Here is a 20,113-nt window from a genome sequence, read left to right on the forward strand (position 1 = left end):
AAAGTCCGCGCACACGTGATCAACGCGTGTAGTCAAGTGACGACATTTGACTAGAGGTTCGATGGAAAAGACAGACCTTGACTTGAGCAGAACAAGTGCACTATGCGGAGCCGCCGTTCGCTTTGCGGACACCGGATCGTGACCTTCGGCGGGTCCGCCGGACTCCCGGCCGGATCCGGCGGGCGCGCGGGACCGTCCGCTTCCCGGACGTCATGAATCCGTGCGCCCCCCGTGCATCGGCCGTGCCGGTTAGGTCGTGCTTACTTCTGGTTCCACTCGGGCACACAGCGGGTTAGAGTCGCTTGGCGGAACGCCCGGAGACCGGCGGAAAGCCAGGCCGACAGCCCATCCCTCCCATGATTGTCTTCCGAGGACACGATGGCCATGCCCCGTCCGACTGCCGCACAGTTCGCCTACGGTTCGTGCACCGTGATCTTCTCGACGCTCGCCATGCTGCTGCTGTCGCGGACGAGTTCGGGTCCCGGAGTCGCTCTCATCGCCGTCGCGGCACTCGCCCTGGGGCTGCTGGTCGCCATGACCGTCCCGCTGCCCGGGACGCGCGCGGTGACCGCCGCGCCGCCCCACCGGCTCGTCACCGACCGGGAGCCGGCACAGGTGCCCGCGACGCACCGAGTCTCCGCCGGCTCGGGCGAGGCGAGGCGCGGGCGGGCCGCCTGAGGCCGGATCCGGCGCCGTTCCGGGTGCCCGTGCCGCCGGGGCCCTCGGTCGTCAACGGGTTCTGACCACGACCGTCTTGGCCGCCTTGTCGTGCAGGCCCTGCTTGTAGGGCTTGTCGAAGAAGCTCCAGCCGCCCGCGATGATCGTCCACACGCAGGCGCAGCAGAAGGCGAACGGGATCCACAGCACCAGGGCCCGGACGAGCGACGTCTGCACCGAGGGCGTCGCCCCGTTGTCCAGGTTGGCCACCCGCATCCCCAGCCACTTCTTGCCGAGGGTCTGGCCCGTCTTCGTGGTCATGTAGGTGTCGTACGCGATGTACAGCAGGGCGGCGATCACGGACTGCCCGAAGGACTTGCCGACGGAGATGTCGTCACCGTCCACCTGGTACTCCTGGACGTTGAACGCCCAGCTGAGCAGCCAGACCACGATGCCCACGAGGATCATGTCGATGATCCGCGCCAGCGTGCGCCGTCCGCTGTCGGCGAGCGGGGGCATCCCGGCCAGCGGGTCGGCGGGGTAACCGCCACCGCCGTACGGGTCTCCGCCGTAGGGACCACCGCCGCCCGGAGGAGGCCCGCCGCCGTAGGGTCCTCCGCCGCCGGGGGGCGGGGTGCCGCCGTAGGGGCCCCCTCCGCCGGGGGGCGGGGGCGGGTTGTCGTAGGGGTTCTTCCTCAGCGGGTCGTCGTCCGGCGGCTGCTGCCCGCCGGAGCCGGGGGGCGGTTCGCTGCTCATGTCCCGAGTCGAACCCGGACTCTCTCTCCTCGCATCCGGCGAGCGGCCGTCCGGAGTAGCAAGGGTGCGTGGTCCGACGCCCTCGGGGCGGGAGCTGACGGTACGTCGGCGGGTGCGGGTGCGTGGGGGCTGGTCGCACAGTTCCCCGCGCCCCTACAGGACGTGCAGTGGACGCCCCCCACAAGGGGCGCGGGGAACTGCGCGAACAACCACGGCCCACCCGCACCCGACCGCGAAACAGGCACCCCCCTACCCGCCCCCGGCCGAGCTAGCCCGCGACAAACGTGCCGGCGGCCTTGTCGTGCCAGCACTGGTGCCAGGGGCGGTCGAACAGGCACCACACGACGCCGACCACGCCGACGGCCAGCAGGCCCGGCACGCTGTAGACCAGCCAGCGGCGCAGGGCCGCGCCGAAGGACGGCGGCTCGTGGGCCTCGATGTCCCGCACCTCCAGGCCGAGCAGCCTCTTGCCCAGGGTGCGGCCCCACTTGGCGGTGGGCAGCGCTTCGTAGACGACGCCGAAGAGCAGCAGGACGGCGAGCACGATGCCCAGATACGTGGACGTCGTGCCGTCCAGCAGCCAGACCGTGACCGTCTCGCCGGAGAGCTTGGCCTCGTCGATCTTGTCGTTGACGTGGTCGATCGCCTTGACGCCGAGCGGTACGGCGGCCACGGCGGTGACGCCCGCCAGGACGACCGTGTCGATCAGCCGGGCGGCCAGCCGCTTGCCGAGCCCGCCGGGCCGGGCCGACGCCTGGCGCCGGGCGGCGGCCTGGAACACGTCCTCGACCGGCGGCTTCCAGGGCGCCACGGGCTGTTCGTCCCCGCCCGCCCCGGCCAGCCGGTGCACCTGCTGCGCCCAGGAGGACTGCCCGCCGCCCGGGCCGCCCGCCGCGACCGGTGCGGCGGGGGCGGGCTGCGCCTGCGGCGGGGGCGCCTGGTGCGGAACCGCGGGCGCGGGGGGAGCGGTCGGGGTCGCGGGATTCTGTGCCGCGGCGGCCCTGGCGGCGGCCGCCTTGCCGGCCCCGAAGCCCGGACCCGATCCGGAACCGGAAGCGGCACCCGGTCCGCCGGGCTGCTGCGTGCGCGGGGTGACCGCGCGGAAGGTCATGGTGCCCTCGTCCTCGGCACGGGCGGGAGTGCCACCCGGCGCCGGTGAGCCCTGCGGGCCGACCGCGGGGCGGCGGAAGACGAAGGTGTTGCCGGCCTGCGCGTCCGCCTCTGCCGCCGCGTCGCCGGAACCGGAAGCCGGGGCGGAACCGGAAGCGGAGGCGGAACCGGAGGCCGCAGCGGGCGCGGAGCCGGGGACAGCAGCCGAGGCCGGCCCGGCGTCGCCCCGGGCGCCCGCGTCCGCGGCACCCTCGGCGGACGGTGCCGCCTGCCGGGCGTGCGGGACCCTCGGGTCCGCGCCCCGTGCCGTGCCCGGCCAGGCGACTCGCTGGTCCGGTGCGTCGGCGGGACCGGAGCGGTCGGCGCCCCAGGCCGTGGCGGACTCCGGACGACTGCCGTGCTGGGACGCGGCGGCGGGCGGCGGGTCCTCGACCGGGTCCTCGTCGAAGAAGTGCGGTCCTGTCTCCTCGACGGAGGGCCGCGCGCCGGGCGGAGGCGCGAGCGGCTCGCCGTCCTTGGGGGCGGGCCGGCTCGTGCCCGCCACCCAGGAGGCGCCGTTCCAGTACCGGACGTATCCGGGAATGGACGGGTCCGGGTAATACCCTTCGCGGGGCCTGTCGTCGCCGGGGGCCGGGGTTGGGGCGCTCATGTCCGTCGTCCCGTATCTGCTCGGGGGTTGATAGGGGGCTCCAACATCTATCAGACGGGCGCAATCCGCACGGCCGGTCCCGCCGTACCCACCCCTTTCCGGGCAACCTCGTGCAGGGACCTTCACACCCGGACCGGGGTTCGGGAATAAAGTTCCGCGAACCCGCGTAATGCTCCGGCCTCCGGCCGCTCTCCCTGGGCAAGGACCGTACGAGACACGGGAGAGGAACCCCGCCATGCACACCGACCCCACCGGCCCCGCCCGACCCACCGTCGTGGAGCGCGAGCTGGAGCTGCGGCTCATCCTGTCGCCCGAGCACGGCGTCCCGGTGCCGGCCCGGCTCGGATACCACACCGACGACCCCTACGCCGTCCACGTCACCTTCCACATCGACTCCGGCACCCCGGTGCACTGGACGTTCGCCCGCGACCTGCTGGTGGAGGGCGTCTTCCGGCCGTCCGGACACGGGGACGTGCGGGTGTGGCCGTCGAAGACGGAAGGCCGCAGCGTCGTACTGATCGCACTGAGCAGCCCGGACGGCGACGCCCTCCTGGAGGCGCCCACCCCGCAGGTGTCGGCCTGGCTGGAGCGGACCCTGAGGACGGTGCCGCCCGGGACCGAGGGCGCGCGGCTCGGACTCGACGACGGGCTGGCCGAGTTGCTCGCCCGGTGAGGGGCGGGCGGTCCGGCTTACCCGATCAGAAGAGCTTGCCCGGGTTGAGGATGCCCAGCGGGTCGAAGACCTGTTTGACGGCCCGCTGCATCTCCAGGCCCACCGGGCCGATCTCCCGCGCCAGCCACTCCTTCTTCAGGACGCCCACTCCGTGCTCACCGGTGATGGTGCCGTCGAGTTCCAGGCCGAGGGCCATGATCTCGTCGAAGGACTCGCGGGCCCGCCGGGACTCGTCGGGGTCCGAGGCGTCGAAGCAGACGGTGGGGTGGGTGTTGCCGTCGCCCGCGTGGGCGCAGACGCCGATGGTGAGGCCGTACTTCGCGGCGATCCGCTCGATGCCCTCCAGCATGTCGCCGAGCCGGGAGCGTGGCACGCACACGTCGTCGATCATCGTGGTGCCCTTGACGGCCTCAAGGGCGGTGAGGGCCAGGCGCCGGGCCTGGAGGAGGAGTTCGGACTCGGCGGCGTCCTCGGCCGGGACCACCTGGGTGGCGCCCGCGGCCTCGCACAGCGCGCCGACGGCGGCGAGGTCGGCGGCAGGGTCGGTGGTGTCGAAGGCGGCGAGCAGCAGCGCCTCGGTGCTCTCCGGCAGACCCATGTGGGCGAGGTCGTTGACCGCCTTGACGGTCGTACGGTCCATCAGTTCGAGGAGGGAGGGGACGTGTCCCCCTTCCATGATCGAGCAGATCGCGTCGCATGCGGCTGACGCGGAGGCGAACTCGGCGGCCAGCACCAGCTGCTCGGGCGGCTTGGGGCGCAGCGCCAGGACCGCCCGGACGACGATGCCGAGGGAGCCCTCGGAGCCGACGAAGAGCCGGGTGAGGTCGTACCCGGCGACGCCCTTCGCGGTGCGCCGGCCGGTGGACATCAGGCGGCCGTCGGCGAGGACGACGTCGAGGCCGAGGACGTACTCGGCGGTCACTCCGTACTTGACGCAGCACAGGCCGCCGGAGGCGGTGCCGATGTTGCCGCCGATGGTGCACATCTCCCAGCTGGAGGGGTCCGGCGGGTAGTAGAGGCCGTGTTCGTTCACCGCGCGGGAGAGCGTGGCGTTGACGACGCCCGGTTCGACGACGGCGACGCGGTCGACCGGGTTGATCTCCAGGATGCGGTCCATCTTCGTCAGGGAGAGGACCACGCAGCCGTCGGTGGCGTTGGCCGCGCCGGACAGGCCGGTGCGGGCGCCCTGCGGGACCACCGGGACGCGCAGTTCGGTGGCGGTGCGCATGACGTGCTGAACGTCCTCCACGGTGCGCGGCAGGACGACCACGGCGGGGGCGCCGGCCGGGCAGAAGCTCGCCATGTCGTTGGCGTAGGAGGCCGTCACGTCGGGGTCGGTGAGGACGGACCCGGCGGGCAGACCGGCCAGCAGCCGGTCGGCGAGGGTGCTCGGGTCGCCGGGGGCGCCCCGGTCGCCCGGAGTGCGGTCGACCGTCGCGGCTGCGTCGTCTTCGTCGCGAGGCGCTTCGATACGGCTCATGATCACAGGTTCGCATCCACGGCCATCGGTGTGAACCCCGTGGGCGGCACCCGTCGCCTGCCAGGTGTGATCGTCGTATTGGCGCACAGTGAGCGCCATGAACGGCACGCATGCGATGGACACCACGCGGGGACACACCGGAGGCGGACGGCGGCCGCGTCGTGGGCGCCGGGTGCTGATCGCCTCCGTCGCCGGGGCCGCCGTGCTCGGCGGGGCCCTGGTCCTGCCGGCGCCCTGGGACGGGCGCGACGCTCCCCCGCCCGCGCCGGGGCCCGCCGCGCTGGCGCAGGGTGCGGTCACCACGGGAGTGCCCGCCGCGCTGCCGGACCTGGCGGCGCTGATCGGCGACCGGGAGACCCATCTGCGGGCGCATCCGCTGGACGGGGCGTCGTGGGCGGTGCTCGGCACGGCCTACGTCGAGCAGGGCCGCCGTACGGCGGACGGCGCGAACTGGCCGAAGGCCGAGAGGGCGCTGCGCACCTCGCTGAAGACGGGGCCGAAGCGCAACCCGCAGGCCCTGGAGGGGCTCGCGGCGCTGGCGGTGGCGCGCCGGGACTTCCCGGCGGCGAAGAAGTGGGGCGAGAGCGCGGTGAAGGCGGCGCCGAAGCGGTGGACGGCGCACGCCGTGCTGATCGACGCGTACACCGGGCTCGGCGACGACAAGGGCGTGGGCCGGGCCCTGGACATGGTGATGGAGCTGCGCCCGGGGACTCCGGCCGTGGGCGCGCTGGCCGCGGCCGTCTACCGGGACCGGGGCTGGCGGGAGGACGCGGCGGCGCGGATCTCGGACGCGGCGGCCGCCGCCGGGGCACCGGCCGAGCGGGCGGCGTACCTGGAACAGGCCGGGCGGCTGGCGTTCGAGCGCGGGGACCGCGAGGAGGCGCTGCGGTTCTTCCAGGAGGCGCTGCGCACCGACCCCGACCAGCGGGCCGCGCAGGCCGGTCAGGGCCGGGCGCTGGCGGCGCTGGGCCGGACGACGGAGGCACTGTCCGCGTACCAGGCGGCGCTGGCCAAGCGGCCCGGCCCCGAGTACGCGCTGGAGCTGGGCGAGCTGTACGAGTCACTGGGCCTCGGGCAGGCGGCGCGGGTGGAGTACGACCTGCTGCGGGAGCGGGCGCGGGGTGCCGAGGAGGCCGGGGCGGACGAGGCGCTGATGCTGGGGCGGCTGGAGGCGGACCACGGCGATCCGGCCGAGGCGGTGCGCCTGCTGCGGGTGGAGTGGGGGCGGCAGCCGGGGATCGCGGTCGCCGACGCGCTGGGCTGGGCGCTGCACCGCACCGGCGAGGACCAGGAGGCGCTGGAGTTCGCGACGATCGCGACCGACGGCGACAAGGGCGGCGGGGTGCGCAGCGCGCTGTACGTGTTCCACCGGGGCGCGATCGAGCGGGAGCTGGGGCGGTCCGGGCCCGCGCGGCGGCATCTGCGGGAGGCGCTGACGATCAACCCGTACTTCTCGCCGCTGCGGGTGCCGGAGGCGAAGCGGGCGCTGACGGAGCTGGGCGAGCCCCCGGTGGAGGGCCCGCCCGCCTGAGATCCGCCTCCGCGGAGCCGGTGTCAGAGGTTGCCGCGCTTCTCCTGCTCGCGCTCGATCGCCTCGAACAGGGCCTTGAAGTTGCCCTTGCCGAAGCCCATCGAGCCGTGGCGCTCGATCATCTCGAAGAAGACGGTCGGCCGGTCCTGGACCGGCTTGGTGAAGATCTGCAGCAGGTAGCCGTCCTCGTCGCGGTCGACGAGGATCTTCAGCTCGCGCAGGATGTCGACGGGCACCCGGGTCTCGCCGGCCCACTCGCCGAGCGTGTCGTAGTACGAGTCGGGGGTGTCCAGGAACTCGACGCCGGCCGCCTTCATCGCGCGGACGGTCGACACGATGTCGTTGGTGTTCAGCGCGATGTGCTGGACGCCGGCGCCGCCGTAGAACTCCAGGTACTCGTCGATCTGGGACTTCTTCTTGGCGACGGCGGGCTCGTTGATCGGGAACTTGACCTTGAGGGTGCCGTCCGCGACCACCTTCGACATCAGCGCGCTGTACTCGGTGGCGATGTCGTCGCCCACGAACTCCTTCATGTTCGTGAAGCCCATGACCTTGTTGTAGAAGCCGACCCACTCGTTCATGCGGCCGAGTTCGACGTTGCCGACGCAGTGGTCCACGGCCTGGAAGACCCGCTGCTCGGGCGGGGCGACCATCGGCTTGGCGGCGGCGTAGCCGGGCAGGTACGGGCCGTCGTAGCCGGAGCGCTCGACGAGGGTGTGCCGGGTCTCGCCGTAGGTGGCGATGGCGGCGAGGACGACGGTGCCGTGCTCGTCCTTGACCTCGTGCGGCTCGGCGAGCGAGCGGGCGCCGTGCTCGACGGCGTAGGCGTGGGCGGCGCGCGCGTCCGGGACCTCGATGGCGAGGTCGACGACGCCGTCGCCGTGCTCGGCCACGTGCTGGGCGAGGAAGGTGCCCCAGTCGGTCGAGGGCTTGATCACCGAGGTGAACACGAAGCGGGCGGAGCCGCTCTCCAGGACGTAGCTCGCGGTCTCCCGGCTGCCGTTCTCCGGTCCGGAGTACGCGACCAGCTTCATGCCGAAGGCGGTGGAGTAGTAGTGCGCGGCCTGCTTGGCGTTGCCCACGGCGAAGACGACCGCGTCCATTCCCTTGACCGGGAAGGGATCGGCCTGCCGGGCGGTGTCGGGAGTGTGGTGTGTGGTCTGCGTCATAGCCGCAGGTTCTCCCGTGTCCGCAAGGTGCGCAATAGTTTGCGTTTTCACTGGGCAACCTGACCAGTGGAACGCCGGTCATGGCGGGCGATGTGTACAGGATGACCAGCCGGGAGGGTGAGGGTTGTGGCGGGTACGGGAATCGACCGGCTGGACGGGCGGATCATCGGTCTGCTGGCGCGGGAACCGCGGATCGGGGTCCTCGAGATGTCCCGCCGGCTGGGGGTGGCGCGGGGCACGGCGCAGGCCCGGCTGGACCGGCTTCAGTCGAACGGAGTCATCCGCGGCTTCGGTCCCGAAGTGGACCCGGCGGCCCTCGGCTACCCGGTCACCGCGTTCGCCACGCTGGAGATCCGGCAGGGTCAAGGGGCCGACGTACGGGCGCACTTGGCGACGGTGCCGGAGGTCCTGGAGCTGCACACCACGACCGGTACCGGGGACATGCTGTGCCGCCTGGTGGCCCGCTCGAACGCCGATCTCCAGCGGGTGATCGACCGGGTTGTCGGTTTTGATGGCATCGTCCGGGCCGCCACGGCGATCGTCATGGAGAACCCCGTTCCGCTGCGGATCATCCCGTTGGTGGAGCAGGCGGCCGCGGACAGCGAAGGACACGACTGAGGCCGACCCGAACCCGGAGGTGAGCGGACGTGAACTTCTGGGACTTCCTGGGCAGCCGCCACCAGCAGTTGCTCGCCGACGCCTACCAGCACGCCAGCGCGGTCTTCCAGTGCATGGTCGTGGCGACCCTGCTCGGGGTGCTGATCGGCGTCGTCACCTACCGCAGCGACTGGGCGGGCAACGTGGCGACCCTGTCCACGTCGGCCATCCTCACCATCCCCTCGCTGGCCATGATCGGTCTGCTCATCCCGATCCTCGGGCTCGGTGTGCCGCCGACGGTGACCGCGCTGACCCTGTACGGGCTGCTGCCGATCGTGCGCAACTCGATCGTGGGCCTGCGCGGGGTCGACCCGTCGCTGGTGGACGCGGCCAAGGGCATCGGGATGTCGCGTCCGGCGCGGCTGCTGCGGGTGGAGCTGCCGCTGGCCTGGCCGCCGATCCTGACCGGCATCCGGGTCTCGACGCAGATGCTGATGGGCATCGCGGCGATCGCCGCCTACGCCTCCGGGCCGGGCCTCGGCAACGAGATCTTCCGCGGGATCGCCTCGCTGGGCAGCAAGAACGCGCTCAACCAGGTCCTCGCGGGCACGCTCGGCATCATCGTCCTGGCCCTGCTGTTCGACGCGGCGTACGTGCTGCTGGGACGGCTGACCATTCCGAGGGGGATCCGTGTCTGAGACAGCGGCGACCGTGGCGGGGAACGGCCACGACGGCACCACCGGCGCGACCATCGAGCTGGAGTCCCTCACCAAGCTCTACCCGGGCAATCCGCAGCCCGCCGTCGAGAACGTGTCCATGGAGATCAAGGCCGGGGAGACGGTCATCTTCGTCGGCCCCTCGGGCTGCGGGAAGTCCACCACCCTGAAGATGATCAACCGGCTGATCGAGCCCAGCGGCGGCCGCATCCGCATCAACGGCGAGGACGTCACCGACATCGACCCGGTGAAGCTGCGTCGCAAGGTCGGGTACGCGATCCAGTCCTCGGGGCTCTTCCCGCACATGACCGTCGCCCAGAACATCGCGCTGGTGCCGAGGATGATCGGCTGGTCGAAGGCGCGGATCAGGTCGCGGGTGGAGGAGATGCTGGACCTGGTCGGCCTGGACGCCGGGGAGTTCCACGGCCGTTATCCGCGCCAGCTGTCCGGCGGCCAGCAGCAGCGGGTGGGTGTGGCGCGGGCGCTGGCGGCCGATCCGCCGGTGCTGCTGATGGACGAGCCGTTCGGCGCGGTCGACCCGATCACCCGGGACCACCTCCAGGACGAGCTGATCCGGCTCCAGCACGAGCTGCACAAGACGATCGTCTTCGTCACCCACGACTTCGACGAGGCGATCAAGCTGGGCGACCGGATCGCCGTGCTGCGCGAGCGCTCCCACATCGCGCAGTTCGACACCCCGGAGGCGATCCTCACCAACCCGGCGGACGACTTCGTCTCCGGTTTCGTGGGCGCGGGCGCGGCCCTGAAGCGGCTGAACCTGACCCGGGTACGGGACGTCGGCATCACCGACTACCCGACGGTGACCGTGGAGGACCCGCTGCAGCACATCTTCGACCGGCTGCGGGAGTCCGGCACCAACGAGATCCTGCTCCTGGACCGGCGCGGGCGCCCCTACAAGTGGCTGCGGCGCGGCGACCTGATGCGGGCCAAGGGCTCGCTGGCGCGGGCCGGGACGCTGGTCCACGACACGGTGACCCGGGACGCGACGCTGCGGGACGCGCTGGAGGCGGTGCTCACCGACAACACGGGGCGGGTCGCGGTTACCGGGCGGCGCGGCGCCTACGAGGGCGTCGTCGACATGGAGACGCTGATGAACTCCGTGCAGGAGCTGCTGGAGGCCGACCGGCTCGACGCGCTGGAGCACCAGCACGACCTGGAGGAGTCCCGGGCCACGCAGACGCACACCGAGCAGGAGGGCTTCGGCGGGGTCGGAGGCCGCGCGTGAGCGGCTCCTCCCGCCCCTCCCCCGGCCGCCGCCCCGCGGGGGAGCACGAGGTCAAGGGGCTCGCCTTCCGGGACGAGGGCGGGGACGAGGAGGAGGCCGAGGCTCCCCCGCCGTCCCCGGTGGCGGCGGGCCCCCGGGTCGGCTGGCGCAAGCTGACCTTCCTGCCCGTCGTCCTGATCGCCGTACTGCTGGCGACCTGGCTGTGGTACCGGCAGGCCGACCTGGACGCGCTCAGCCGCAACGCCCTCGGCAACGGCCAGGTCACCAAGGCCCTGTGGCAGCACGTGCAGCTCACGGTGATCTCCACCTTCTTCGTGCTGATCATCGCGATCCCGCTGGGCATCCTGCTCACCCGCAGGGCGTTCCGCAAGGCCACCCCCTTCGCGATGGCGTTCGCCAACATGGGCCAGGCCACCCCGGCGATCGGTCTGCTGGCGCTGCTGGTGATCTGGCTGGGCATCGGCCGCAAGGCCGCCCTGATCGGCATCATCATCTACGCCGTCCTGCCCGTGCTCTCCAACACCATCGCCGGCCTGAAGGCGAACGACCCGACGCTCCTGGAGGCGGCCCGCGGCATCGGCATGTCCCCGCTGGGCGTCCTCACCCGGGTGGAACTCCCGCTGGCCGTCCCGCTCATCCTGGCCGGCGTGCGCACGGCGCTCGTCCTGAACGTCGGTACGGCGACGCTGGCGACCTTCGGCGGGGGCGGCGGCCTGGGCGTGCTGATCACCACCGGCATCACCAGCCAGCGGATGCCGGTGCTGGTGCTGGGCTCGGTCCTCACCGTCGCCCTGGCCCTGCTCGTGGACTGGCTGGCGTCGCTGGCGGAACTGCTGCTGCGGCCGCGGGGACTGGAGGTGGGCACATGAGGCGGCTGGAACGGCCGGGACGGACGGGACGGCTTCGGCTGAGCCGGCGTACGTGCTCGCTGCTGGCCGTGTCGCTCCTGACGGCCTCCGCCGGGTGCGGTCTGACCAGCGGCTCCCCGATGGTCGACGACGTGGAGCCGGGCTCCATCGGCAAGGGGAAGCCGCTGGAGGGGGCCGATCTCACGGTCACCTCGAAGGAGTTCACCGAGCAGCTGGTCCTCGGCGCGATCATGGGCATCGCCTTCGAGGCGGCGGGCGCGGAGGTGCTCGACCGCACCGGCATCCAGGGCTCGGTCGGCACCCGCGCCGCGGTGGAGAACGGCGACGCCGACGCCACGTACGAGTACACGGGCACGGCGTGGATCACGTACCTGGGCAACAGCAAGCCGATCCCCGACCCCGAGCAGCAGTGGAAGGCGGTGAAGGAGGCCGACGCGAAGAAGGGGCTGACGTGGCTGCCGCCGGCCCGCCTGAACAACACGTACGCGCTGGCGATGAACCAGGCCAACTACGAGAAGTACAGGACGAAGACCCTTTCCGACGTGGCCGAGCTGGCGAAGTCCGACCCCGGGGCGGTGACGCTGTGCGTGGAGGGCGAGTTCGCCAACCGCGCGGACGGCCTGCCGGGCCTGGAGAAGGCGTACGGCATGTCGCTGCCCGCCGGGAACATCACGCAGATGGACACCGGCATCATCTACACCCAGACCGCGAAGGGCGCGTGCACGTACGGCGAAGTGTACACCACCGACGGGCGGATCAAGTCCATGAACCTGGTGGTGATGGAGGACGACAAGAAGTTCTTCCCGAACTACAACGCGGCGCCCATGGTGCGCACGGCCACCCTGAAGAAGTGGCCGGCGATCGCCTCCGTGCTCGACCCGGTCACCAAGGCGCTGACCAACGACGTGGCGCAGACCCTGAACGCGAAGGTCGACGTGGACGGCGAGGACCCCCACCAGGTGGCGCTGGACTGGATGAAGGAGAAGGGCTTCGTGAAGGAGGGGTAGGGAGCGGGCCCGCGGTGCTCAGCAGGCGGGGACGCCGCCCTTCCCGCTCTCCAGCGCCTTCAGCGAGTCGACCGCGCCCTTGAGGGTCGTCACCGGGATCAGCCGGAGCCCCTTCGGCAACTCGGCCCGGGCGTCGGAGCACTCCGCCTTCGGCACCAGGAAGACGGTGGCCCCGTCCCGCCGCGCGGCCTGCGTCTTGAGCGGCACCCCGCCGACGGCGCCGACCTTGCCGTCGTCGGTGATGGTCCCGGTCCCGGCGACGACCTTGCCGCCGGTCAGGTCACCGGCGCCGAGCTTGTCGACGATGCCGAGCGAGAACAGCAGCCCGGCGCTGGGCCCGCCGACGTCCTCCAGCCGGAGCCGGACGTCGATGTCCTTCTTCTCCAACCGGAGATACCGGAGCGCGGCGGTGGTGGCCGAGTCCTGCGACTCCCTCATCTGCTCCTGGTTGTACTCCTCGATCTCGCTCACGTCGTCGCCGCTCGGGTAGACGGCGTCGCGCGGCATGACGGCCCGGTCGGTGTCGAACCAGCTGCTGAGCACGTCCCCGAGATGGATGCTCGCGTCCGGCCCGGTCGCCTCGATCGTCGTCATGCGCAGCTGGCCGCTGGTGTCGTGCGTCGGCGCTCCGCTGATCGTGATCACCTCGGTCCCCCGGTTCTCGCCCAGCACATCCGCCGTCAGCCCCGGCTGCGCCACGGAGAACGGCAGCGGCGCGAACACGGCGGTCACGAGCAGCGCCACGACGGGCACACCGCAGACGGCGAGGAACTGGGGACGCGTGAGACGAGAGAGCACGGAGTCAATCTAACGCGAGCCCGCCGCGCTCCGGCTGCGGGGAACGTCAGCGGAACTCCCCGCCGGTCCCGGCCTGTGCGGAGTACGGCTCCCAGGCCAGGGGGCAGGTGCCCGCCAGGGTGCAGGTGTTCGGCTCGTACGTGCCCTCGGCCCGGACCGGCCGCAGAACCGCTCCAGTCCGGCGATGTCACGCACGAAGTGCAGCCGGGCGAGGTCGGTGGCGCCGTGCTTCTTCAGGAGGTAGTCCTCGGCCGGTGTGCCGGCGGCGCCGGTCCAGCCCCGGGTGAAGTGCTTGAACTCGACGGCGGTTCGGGCGGCCGGCCCGATGCACAGCAGATCCAGGTACTCGGCTCTCCCCGGCCTCCGCCGGGGAACCTCGAGCCGGGACTCGATCTCCGGTGCCGTCTCCCACCGCACCCGGGCGAAAGCGTGCCGGAGGTCGGCCTCCGAGTGGAAGACCGGCCTGTGCCCGCGCAGCCGTCCCATGACCTCGTGCAGCCGGACCCGCCCGGCGACGGCCCCCGCACCCGGCGCACGGGGCGGCGTCACCGCAGGGCCTCCGCCACCTCTCGGGCCGCGTGCATCACGCGTTCGCCGACCCGTTCCGGGACCACGTCCGCCAGCATGACCACGCCGACGCTGCCCTCCACTCCCGTGACGCCGAGCAGGGGCGCCGCCGCGCCGCAGGCGCCGGCCTCCAGTTCGCCGTGGGTGAGGGTGTAGCCGGGGGCCTCCACGTCCTCGTCGGGGGGCTGGGGCGGCCGGCGGGCGGCCAGGATCGCCTTGCCCGCGGCGCCCCGTTCCAGGGGGTGCCGGAAACCGGCGCGGTAGGCGACGTGGTAGTCGGTCCAGGTCGGCTCCACGACCGCGACGGCCAGCGCTTCCGCGCCGTCCACCAGGGTCAGGTGGGCCGTCGCCCCTATGTCCTCGGCCAGGGCCCGCAGGGCCGGCATCGCCGCCTCGCGGACCAGGGGGTGCACCTGGCGGCCCAGGCCGAGCACGCCGAGGCCGACGCGGGCGCGGCCGCCCAGGTCCCGGCGTACGAGTGCGTGCTGTTCCAGCGTGGCGAGCAACCGGTACACGACGGTCCGGTTGACGCCCAGCTTGTGGGACAGCTCGGTGACGGTCAGCCCGTGGTCCGTATCGGCCAGCAGTTTGAGGACCCGCAGTCCCCGGTCGAGCGTCTGAGAGGTCTCCGCGGTCACGACGCCCACTCCTTAGTGGTGAGGTCGGCGGCTCTCCTCGCGGATGTGCGTCACCGAGTCCCGTCAGCGACGCGCTTGAGAGGCCGCCGATCGGCTGACGGCCCGGCGTTGTCGCGGGCCCAGTCGCTTCACGGCTGCGCTCCGCGGCGGCGCTGCCACGGGGCGTGTGCGTAGCGGGACAGTAACGACCAGGTTCGCTCAGCGGAAGGCTCCGTCCAGAATCCGGGCGCCAACCGTTATCGACTGCCTGTTTTTGTCCCTATACGTGCGGCACACGCCCCGGGCGACGTCACTTCATGCGCGTCGCCCACTCCTGCACCTTGGCGATGCGCTGACGCAGCTGGCCGCCGGTCGCCTCGGCGCTGGGCGGGCCGCCGCAGACGCGGCGCAGCTCGGTGTGGATGACGCCGTGCGGCTTGCCGCTCTGGTGGACGTAGGCGCCGACCATGGTGTTGAGCTGCTTGCGCAGCTCCATCAGCTCCTTGTGGGAGACGACCGGGCGGCGGTCGGCGGGCAGTTCGAGCAGGTCGGCCTCTTCGTCGGGCTTCCTGCGGCTGTGCGCGATCTGCCTGGCCTGCCGCTTCTGGAGCAGCAGCTGCACCTGGTCGGGCTCCAGCAGGCCCGGGATGCCAAGGTAGTCCTGCTCCTCCTCGCTGCCGGGGTGGGCCTGCATGCCGAACTCGGCGCCGTTGTACATGACCCGGTCGAAGGTGGCCTCGGACTCCAGCGCCTCGAAGGCGAACTGCTCCTGCTCGCCGGTGTCCTCGTCCTGTTCCCGGTTCGCCTCGTCCATCTCCTTCTCGGACTCGGCGTACGGGTCCTCCTCGCCCTCCTTCTTGGGCTTGTCCAGGACGTGGTCGCGCTCGCGTTCCATCTCGTTGGCGAAGGTGAGCAGGTCCGGGACGGTGGGCAGGAAGACGGAGGCGGTCTCGCCGCGGCGGCGGGAGCGGACGAAGCGGCCGACGGCCTGGGCGAAGAAGAGCGGGGTGGAGATGGTGGTGGCGTAGACGCCGACCGCGAGGCGGGGCACGTCGACGCCCTCGGACACCATGCGGACGGCGACCATCCAGCGGTCGGTGCTCTGGCTGAACGTGTCGATGTTCTTCGAGGCGCCCGCGTCGTCGGACAGCACGACGGTCGCCTTGTTCCCGGTGATCTCGCGGATCAGCTTGGCGTAGGCACGGGCGGAGTCCTGGTCGGCGGCGATGACGAGGGCCCCGGCGTCCGGGATGGCCTTCCTGACCTCGGTCAGCCGCTGGTCGGCGGCGCGCAGCACGGCCGGCATCCACTCGCCGCGCGGGTCGAGCGCGGTGCGCCAGGCCTGGCTGACGGCGTCCTTGGTCATCGGCTCGCCGAGCCGGGCGGCGATCTCGTCGCCCGCCTTGGTGCGCCAGCGCATGTTGCCGCTGTAGCTCATGAAGATGACGGGGCGCACGACGCCGTCGCCGAGCGCGGAGCCGTACCCGTAGGTGTAGTCGGCGGCGGAGCGGCGGATGCCGTCGTTGCCCTCCTCGTACGCGACGAAGGGGATCGGGTTGGTGTCCGAGCGGAAGGGCGTGCCGGTGAGCGCGAGGCGCCGGGTGGCGGGCTCGAAGGCCTCCAGGCAGGCCTCGCCCCAGGACTTGGAGTCACCGGCGTGGTGGATCTCGTCGAGGATGACGAGGGTCTTGCGCTGCTCGACGCGGTTGCGGTGCAGCATGGGGCGCACGCCGACGCCCGCGTAGGTGATGGCGATGCCCTGGTACTCGCGGCTGAGCGGGCCCGCGCTGTACTCCGGGTCCAGCTTGATCCCTATGCGCGCCGCGGCCTCGGCCCACTGCTTCTTCAGGTGCTCGGTCGGCGCGACGACGGTCACCTGCTGCACGACGTGGTGGTGCAGCAGCCAGGACGCCAGCGTCAGCGCGAAGGTCGTCTTCCCGGCGCCGGGGGTGGCGACCGCCAGGAAGTCCCGGGGCTGGTCCTGGAGGTACTTCTCCATCGCCCCCTGCTGCCAGGCCCGCAGCTTGCCGGCGGTGCCCCAGGGGGCACGGCCGGGGAAGGCCGGGGACAGGTGGTGCGAGGTGCTGGAGCTGGCGGTGGTAGTCACGGTCTCCGAAGGGGGTAGAGCGGCTCGGCCACGTATGACAACCGGGCCACCCTACCGGCGGGCCGAGGCGATCGACGCGCGCACGGGGGCGGGTCACCCCCGGGTGGGACGGACGTCACAGCCGCCCCATCCGTCGCACGGGCGTTCGGCCGGTTCACTTCTCCCGCAGGCGCGTCGCCACCCACGCTCCCAGCAGCGCCACGGCCGCCATCGGCAGGAACACCGCCGCGAAGGCCGCCGGGTGGGAGCCGGTGACCTCACCGGCCTTGGTGGCCGTATGGGCGACCGTGCCGCCGCCGAGGGCCGCGAAGGCCGCGCCGCCGGCCGACAGCAGGACGACGTTGGAAAGGCCGTCGGAGATCTGGAGGGCGGCGGAGTTGGACCCGGCCTCCTCGGGGGCGGAGAGCTTGAGCAGCAGCACGCTGGTGGAGGAGATCACCAGGCCCATGCCGAAGCAGCCGAAGCCCCAGGCGACGGCCACCGTCCAGGCGGGCACGGCGTCGATCAGCACGCTGGGGGCCGTCGCGACGGCCGCCGCCACCAGGAGCATGCCGAGGGCCATCAGACGCTCCCGGTACGGCTCCAGGCGCGGCCGGGACTGGAGCCACGAGCCCCCGGCCCAGGTCGCGCCGCCCGCCGCCAGGGAGAGTCCGGCGAGGGTCGGGCTGAGCCCCCGCTGGGTGACCAGCATCAGCGGGACGAAGGACTCGGCGGCGATGAAGGACCCCGCGGCGACCCCGCGCAGCAGCACCACGGACGGCAGTCCGCGCGCCGCCCGGTAGGTGCCGCGCGGCAGCAGCCCGAGCACGGCGGGCACGAGCAGCGCGACGCCCGCCGCGCCGGGCAGCAGCGACACCCAGCGCAGGTCCTGGGCGGCGTACTGGAGCAGACCGGCGCCCAGCGAGATGGCGAGGGCGAGGCGGATGCGGCGGCGGTCGAAGGAGGCCGGGGCGCCCCCTCCCCCGACGGGACCCGCCGCGCGGCTGCGTATCTGGGGCAGCGCGAGGGCCAGCGGCACGACGACGAGCACCGGGATACCGACGAACACCCAGCGCCAGCCGAGGTGCTCGGTCACCGCGCCGGAGGCCAGCGGGCCGACGACGGACGGGACGACCCAGCCCGCCGCGAACGCAGCCATGATCGCGGGCCGCAGCCGCTCCGGGTAGGCCCGCCCCACGACGACGTACAGCGCGACGATCACGAGCCCGCCGCCGAACCCCTGCACGGCCCGCCCGAGGATGAACAGCCACATCACGCCCGCCGTCCCGGACAGCACCAGCCCGGCCGCGAAGGCGGCGATGCCGGTCGTCAGCGGCGCCAGCGGCCCGCGCCGGTCCGACCACTGCCCGGAGAGCACCATCCCGAACAGACTGGTCGTGAAGTACCCCGAGAACGCGAACGCGTACAGCGACACCCCGTCCAGCTCCCGCGCCGCCACCGGCATCGCGGTACCGACCGCCGTCGCCTCGAAGGCGATCAGCACGATGACGGAGACGATGCCGATGCTCAGCGCCCGGTAGGCGCGGCTCAGCACGGTCTCCGCGGGATCGGCGGCAGTGGCGACGGAGGGCTCGGCGGGGGCCACGACATCGGTGTCGCGGGACTCAGGGACGGTCATGGTCGCCAGAGTAAGGGCCACAGCACGCGTTGACCCCTGTCCAGAGGCGGTGCGGGACCGGGACCTTGGTCGTACGTCTCGCCCGGCCCGGGATGCCGTTGGCGAAAGGCGCGCCAGCCCTTTCTCGGCCGCCCCGAGTCAAGAAGCGGACACCGGAAGACCTTGCTCCGAGGCAAGCGCCTGCATACGGGCGGCCACATCCTGCGGGCCGAGCGCCGCGACGGCCGAAGGCGATGCCGATGAAGTGCAGGGCCTGGTCGAGGTCGTCGGCGCCGCGGCGGGCGAGGGCGGGTTTCTGGTGGGCCACCCACCAGTCGTCGGGTTCGGTGAGGTCCCCGAAGTCGCGGGGCGCGGCCTGCATCACCCGGGTCGCGCAGTCGTGCCGGCCGTTCCTGCTCAGCACCGGAAGGATCGTTTGGTCCTGCCTCAATGGGACCGGGACCTCGGTCGCACGACGAGCCGACCCACAAGCCCCTTGGTGAACGGCGTATGGCAGTCGTGTTGCGGCCCGCCCGGATCCCTTGAGCGCCTCCCCCGGCCCGCCCTACCGTCGAGTCACCGAGTCACAGACCCGGCCGTGTGCCCGAGTGGCCCAGGGGCTCGCCTGCAAAGCGAGTTACGCGGGTTCGAATCCCGCCACGGCCTCTTACTGCCTGACCGCCCTCAGGCTGTCCGGTCGGCGAGGCCGAGAGTCACGCCGGCGGCACCGTCGCCACCGCGGTGGTGCGGTGCAGGGGAACCAAGGACGCGACGACGAACAGGCCGAAGAGAGTGATGGGCAGCAGTCCGACAGGACGCAGCAGCTCCGCCGGATCGTCCCGAAGCCACTGCCGGCTACCGATCCAGTTCGCGGAGACGTCCAGCACCATCACGCCGCTCGCCAGCCAGATCCCTTCGCGCCGCACGAGCACGACCAGTACGACGACCAGCGGATCGAGGGCCGCCAGGCTGACGAAGAACGCCTGGAAGGAAACCTCCGGGAACGACGCGTAGGCATGGATTCCGCCCCTCACCAGGTCGGAAAGGTGAACGCAGGAGCCTTCGAGGAAGCCGATCAGGTATACGGCAAGAGCCCATCTCGCCCACAACGGCTGCCCGCCCCAGCGTTCCCGCAGTCGAACCCCCATCAGGCCACCCTAGGCGCGGACCGCACTCCGCCCGGCCCGGGCAAACCCGCGACGCCCGTTACGGGGGTTACGTGAGTTCCAGTCCCGCCACGGTCTCCAGCTGTGCCGCACGGCGCAGTGCCCAGAGGGTGAGGGCGAGAGCGGAGATGTCCGCCACCAGGGGGTGGAGGGTGCCGGCGGGGACCCGCCAGGTCAGGACGGCGCCCGTGGTGCCGTCGACGACCACGTGGGCGCCGTCCGCGAGCCGGCCCAGGCGTGCGAGGTGGTCCGCACCGGGCGGGGCCGGGTGCTCGGGGTGGTCCTCGCAGTACTCCGACAGGGTCGGCAACGGCAGGTCGTCCGTGTCGAGGCGGAAGGGGTGGGCGTCCTCGGGCAGGCCCGTCTCGCGCAGGAAGCGGCGGGTGGGCTCGTGGGTGAGGGTCCTCGGGAAGTCGATGTCCTCGAAGCGCGTCACCCCGTGACGGCCGAACTCCCGGTCCAGGAAACGGGGCGGCAGGTCGTGGGAGGCGCCGGGCACCGGGCCGTGGCCGACCGCCAGCAGCAGGCAGCTCATCAGGGCCGACGTGTTCCACAGGGAGGGCCGCTCGCAGCCTGCCGGGGACCGCCGGGCGGCACCGCGCGTCCACGGCGGGTCCTCGACCGACGTCGCGAGGCGGACGCGGGTCAGCAGCGAGGGGACCGGCGTCCGGACGTCCGCCGCCGCGTCCCGCATCGTCCTCGTACCGCCCGTGACCGCGTGCATCGTCCCCCCGGGAAAGTATCGCCGTCCGTGTGCCGACGGCCGTCGTTCGCACTCCTTCGGAGACTACGCGCCACCAC

19 protein-coding genes, 1 tRNA gene and 1 pseudogene are annotated in these 20,113 nt (G+C 72.4%); 9 read left to right on the forward strand and 12 right to left on the reverse strand.

What is annotated here, in order from left to right:
- Nucleotides 1–378 precede the first annotated feature (378 nt).
- Nucleotides 379–678, forward strand: coding sequence for a hypothetical protein (locus ACIQFU_RS02310; protein WP_402548352.1), 300 nt, complete (start codon nt 379–381; stop codon nt 676–678).
- A 51-nt stretch (nt 679–729) separates the two neighbouring features.
- Here the strand turns inward: ACIQFU_RS02310 and ACIQFU_RS02315 are convergent, their stop codons facing one another.
- Both ACIQFU_RS02315 and ACIQFU_RS02320 read right to left on the reverse strand, forming a co-directional pair.
- Nucleotides 730–1,413 carry an RDD family protein gene (locus tag ACIQFU_RS02315; RefSeq protein WP_402548354.1) on the reverse strand — a complete coding sequence of 228 codons (684 nt, stop codon included), beginning with the start codon at nt 1,411–1,413 and terminating at the stop codon, nt 730–732.
- A 268-nt stretch (nt 1,414–1,681) separates the two neighbouring features.
- A complete protein-coding gene (locus tag ACIQFU_RS02320; RefSeq protein ID WP_402548355.1) occupies nt 1,682–3,172 on the reverse strand; it encodes an RDD family protein in 1,491 nt (496 codons plus the stop codon).
- Between the two features lie 235 nt (nt 3,173–3,407).
- Here ACIQFU_RS02320 and ACIQFU_RS02325 point away from each other — a divergent pair, with 235 nt between their 5' ends.
- Nucleotides 3,408–3,845, forward strand: coding sequence for an SsgA family sporulation/cell division regulator (locus ACIQFU_RS02325; protein ID WP_402548356.1), 438 nt, complete (start codon nt 3,408–3,410; stop codon nt 3,843–3,845).
- A gap of 25 nt (nt 3,846–3,870) precedes the next feature.
- Here ACIQFU_RS02325 and ACIQFU_RS02330 read toward each other — a convergent pair whose 3' ends face one another.
- A complete protein-coding gene (locus tag ACIQFU_RS02330) occupies nt 3,871–5,331 on the reverse strand; it encodes an FAD-binding oxidoreductase (protein ID WP_402548358.1) in 1,461 nt (486 codons plus the stop codon).
- A 91-nt stretch (nt 5,332–5,422) separates the two neighbouring features.
- Here ACIQFU_RS02330 and ACIQFU_RS02335 point away from each other — a divergent pair, with 91 nt between their 5' ends.
- On the forward strand, nt 5,423–6,856 hold the full coding sequence (locus tag ACIQFU_RS02335) for a tetratricopeptide repeat protein (protein WP_402548359.1): 1,434 nt from the start codon (nt 5,423–5,425) through the stop codon (nt 6,854–6,856).
- A 23-nt stretch (nt 6,857–6,879) separates the two neighbouring features.
- On the opposite strand, the gene hppD is transcribed toward ACIQFU_RS02335, so the two are convergent.
- Nucleotides 6,880–8,025, reverse strand: coding sequence for a 4-hydroxyphenylpyruvate dioxygenase (gene hppD / locus ACIQFU_RS02340; RefSeq protein ID WP_402548361.1), 1,146 nt, complete (start codon nt 8,023–8,025; stop codon nt 6,880–6,882).
- A gap of 126 nt (nt 8,026–8,151) precedes the next feature.
- On the opposite strand from hppD, the gene ACIQFU_RS02345 reads away from it, so the two are divergent.
- From ACIQFU_RS02345 to ACIQFU_RS02365, 5 genes are read left to right on the forward strand one after another with little or no spacing between them, the layout of a single operon-like run.
- A complete protein-coding gene (locus tag ACIQFU_RS02345) occupies nt 8,152–8,643 on the forward strand; it encodes an Lrp/AsnC family transcriptional regulator (protein WP_402548363.1) in 492 nt (163 codons plus the stop codon).
- Between the two features lie 29 nt (nt 8,644–8,672).
- Nucleotides 8,673–9,320 carry an ABC transporter permease gene (locus ACIQFU_RS02350; protein WP_402548365.1) on the forward strand — a complete coding sequence of 216 codons (648 nt, stop codon included), beginning with the start codon at nt 8,673–8,675 and terminating at the stop codon, nt 9,318–9,320.
- Nucleotides 9,313–10,584: a betaine/proline/choline family ABC transporter ATP-binding protein gene (locus ACIQFU_RS02355; RefSeq protein WP_402548366.1), complete on the forward strand. Its 1,272-nt coding sequence runs from the start codon at nt 9,313–9,315 to the stop codon at nt 10,582–10,584. Before ACIQFU_RS02350 ends, ACIQFU_RS02355 begins: the two co-directional genes overlap by 8 nt.
- Nucleotides 10,581–11,453 (forward strand): ABC transporter permease, encoded by an 873-nt coding sequence (locus ACIQFU_RS02360; protein WP_402548368.1) that lies wholly within the window; start codon nt 10,581–10,583, stop codon nt 11,451–11,453. Before ACIQFU_RS02355 ends, ACIQFU_RS02360 begins: the two co-directional genes overlap by 4 nt.
- A gap of 38 nt (nt 11,454–11,491) precedes the next feature.
- Entirely contained in the window at nt 11,492–12,460 is a 969-nt protein-coding gene (locus ACIQFU_RS02365; protein WP_402548486.1) for a glycine betaine ABC transporter substrate-binding protein, read from the forward strand.
- A gap of 18 nt (nt 12,461–12,478) precedes the next feature.
- Here ACIQFU_RS02365 and ACIQFU_RS02370 read toward each other — a convergent pair whose 3' ends face one another.
- The 6 genes and pseudogenes from ACIQFU_RS02370 to ACIQFU_RS02395 all read right to left on the reverse strand — a co-directional run.
- The gene (locus tag ACIQFU_RS02370) at nt 12,479–13,258 is read right to left on the reverse strand and encodes a PDZ domain-containing protein (protein WP_402548370.1); all 780 of its coding nucleotides are present in this window, start codon (nt 13,256–13,258) and stop codon (nt 12,479–12,481) included.
- Between the two features lie 9 nt (nt 13,259–13,267).
- Nucleotides 13,268–13,807: a hypothetical protein gene (locus ACIQFU_RS02375; RefSeq protein WP_402548371.1), complete on the reverse strand. Its 540-nt coding sequence runs from the start codon at nt 13,805–13,807 to the stop codon at nt 13,268–13,270.
- A complete protein-coding gene (locus ACIQFU_RS02380; protein ID WP_402548372.1) occupies nt 13,804–14,463 on the reverse strand; it encodes an IclR family transcriptional regulator in 660 nt (219 codons plus the stop codon). Before ACIQFU_RS02380 ends, ACIQFU_RS02375 begins: the two co-directional genes overlap by 4 nt.
- Before the next feature lie 289 nt (nt 14,464–14,752).
- A complete protein-coding gene (locus ACIQFU_RS02385; RefSeq protein ID WP_402548373.1) occupies nt 14,753–16,549 on the reverse strand; it encodes a DEAD/DEAH box helicase in 1,797 nt (598 codons plus the stop codon).
- A gap of 154 nt (nt 16,550–16,703) precedes the next feature.
- On the reverse strand, nt 16,704–18,167 hold the full coding sequence (locus tag ACIQFU_RS02390; protein WP_402548375.1) for an MFS transporter: 1,464 nt from the start codon (nt 18,165–18,167) through the stop codon (nt 16,704–16,706).
- Nucleotides 18,154–18,567 (reverse strand): annotated as a pseudogene (locus ACIQFU_RS02395) (hypothetical protein); the annotation flags it as partial. The pseudogene ACIQFU_RS02395 and the gene ACIQFU_RS02390, both read right to left, overlap by 14 nt.
- A gap of 173 nt (nt 18,568–18,740) precedes the next feature.
- Here ACIQFU_RS02395 and ACIQFU_RS02400 point away from each other — a divergent pair.
- Nucleotides 18,741–18,812 (forward strand) — tRNA-Cys (locus tag ACIQFU_RS02400).
- Between the two features lie 47 nt (nt 18,813–18,859).
- Here ACIQFU_RS02400 and ACIQFU_RS02405 read toward each other — a convergent pair.
- Together ACIQFU_RS02405 and ACIQFU_RS02410 are read right to left on the reverse strand one after the other, a co-directional pair.
- The gene (locus ACIQFU_RS02405; RefSeq protein WP_402548376.1) at nt 18,860–19,294 is read right to left on the reverse strand and encodes a hypothetical protein; all 435 of its coding nucleotides are present in this window, start codon (nt 19,292–19,294) and stop codon (nt 18,860–18,862) included.
- 67 nt (nt 19,295–19,361) lie between these two features.
- Nucleotides 19,362–20,036, reverse strand: a complete 675-nt coding sequence (locus tag ACIQFU_RS02410) for an SUKH-4 family immunity protein (protein ID WP_402548377.1) — start codon at nt 20,034–20,036, stop codon at nt 19,362–19,364.
- Between the last annotated feature and the right edge of the window lie 77 nt (nt 20,037–20,113).

This window comes from Streptomyces sp. NPDC093065 (assembly GCF_044754585.1).
Classification (GTDB): domain Bacteria; phylum Actinomycetota; class Actinomycetes; order Streptomycetales; family Streptomycetaceae; genus Streptomyces.

Bases quoted from the DNA above. Each gene is read 5' to 3' on its own strand.
- ACIQFU_RS02310 (WP_402548352.1), top strand. From the start codon at position 379: ATGGCCATGCCCCGTCCGACTGCCGCACAGTTCGCCTACGGTTCGTGC.
- ACIQFU_RS02315 (WP_402548354.1), bottom strand. From the start codon at position 1,413: ATGAGCAGCGAACCGCCCCCCGGCTCCGGCGGGCAGCAGCCGCCGGAC.
- ACIQFU_RS02320 (WP_402548355.1), bottom strand. From the start codon at position 3,172: ATGAGCGCCCCAACCCCGGCCCCCGGCGACGACAGGCCCCGCGAAGGG.
- ACIQFU_RS02325 (WP_402548356.1), top strand. From the start codon at position 3,408: ATGCACACCGACCCCACCGGCCCCGCCCGACCCACCGTCGTGGAGCGC.
- ACIQFU_RS02335 (WP_402548359.1), top strand. From the start codon at position 5,423: ATGAACGGCACGCATGCGATGGACACCACGCGGGGACACACCGGAGGC.
- hppD (WP_402548361.1), bottom strand. From the start codon at position 8,025: ATGACGCAGACCACACACCACACTCCCGACACCGCCCGGCAGGCCGAT.
- ACIQFU_RS02390 (WP_402548375.1), bottom strand. From the start codon at position 18,167: ATGACCGTCCCTGAGTCCCGCGACACCGATGTCGTGGCCCCCGCCGAG.
- ACIQFU_RS02405 (WP_402548376.1), bottom strand. From the start codon at position 19,294: ATGGGGGTTCGACTGCGGGAACGCTGGGGCGGGCAGCCGTTGTGGGCG.
- ACIQFU_RS02410 (WP_402548377.1), bottom strand. From the start codon at position 20,036: ATGCACGCGGTCACGGGCGGTACGAGGACGATGCGGGACGCGGCGGCG.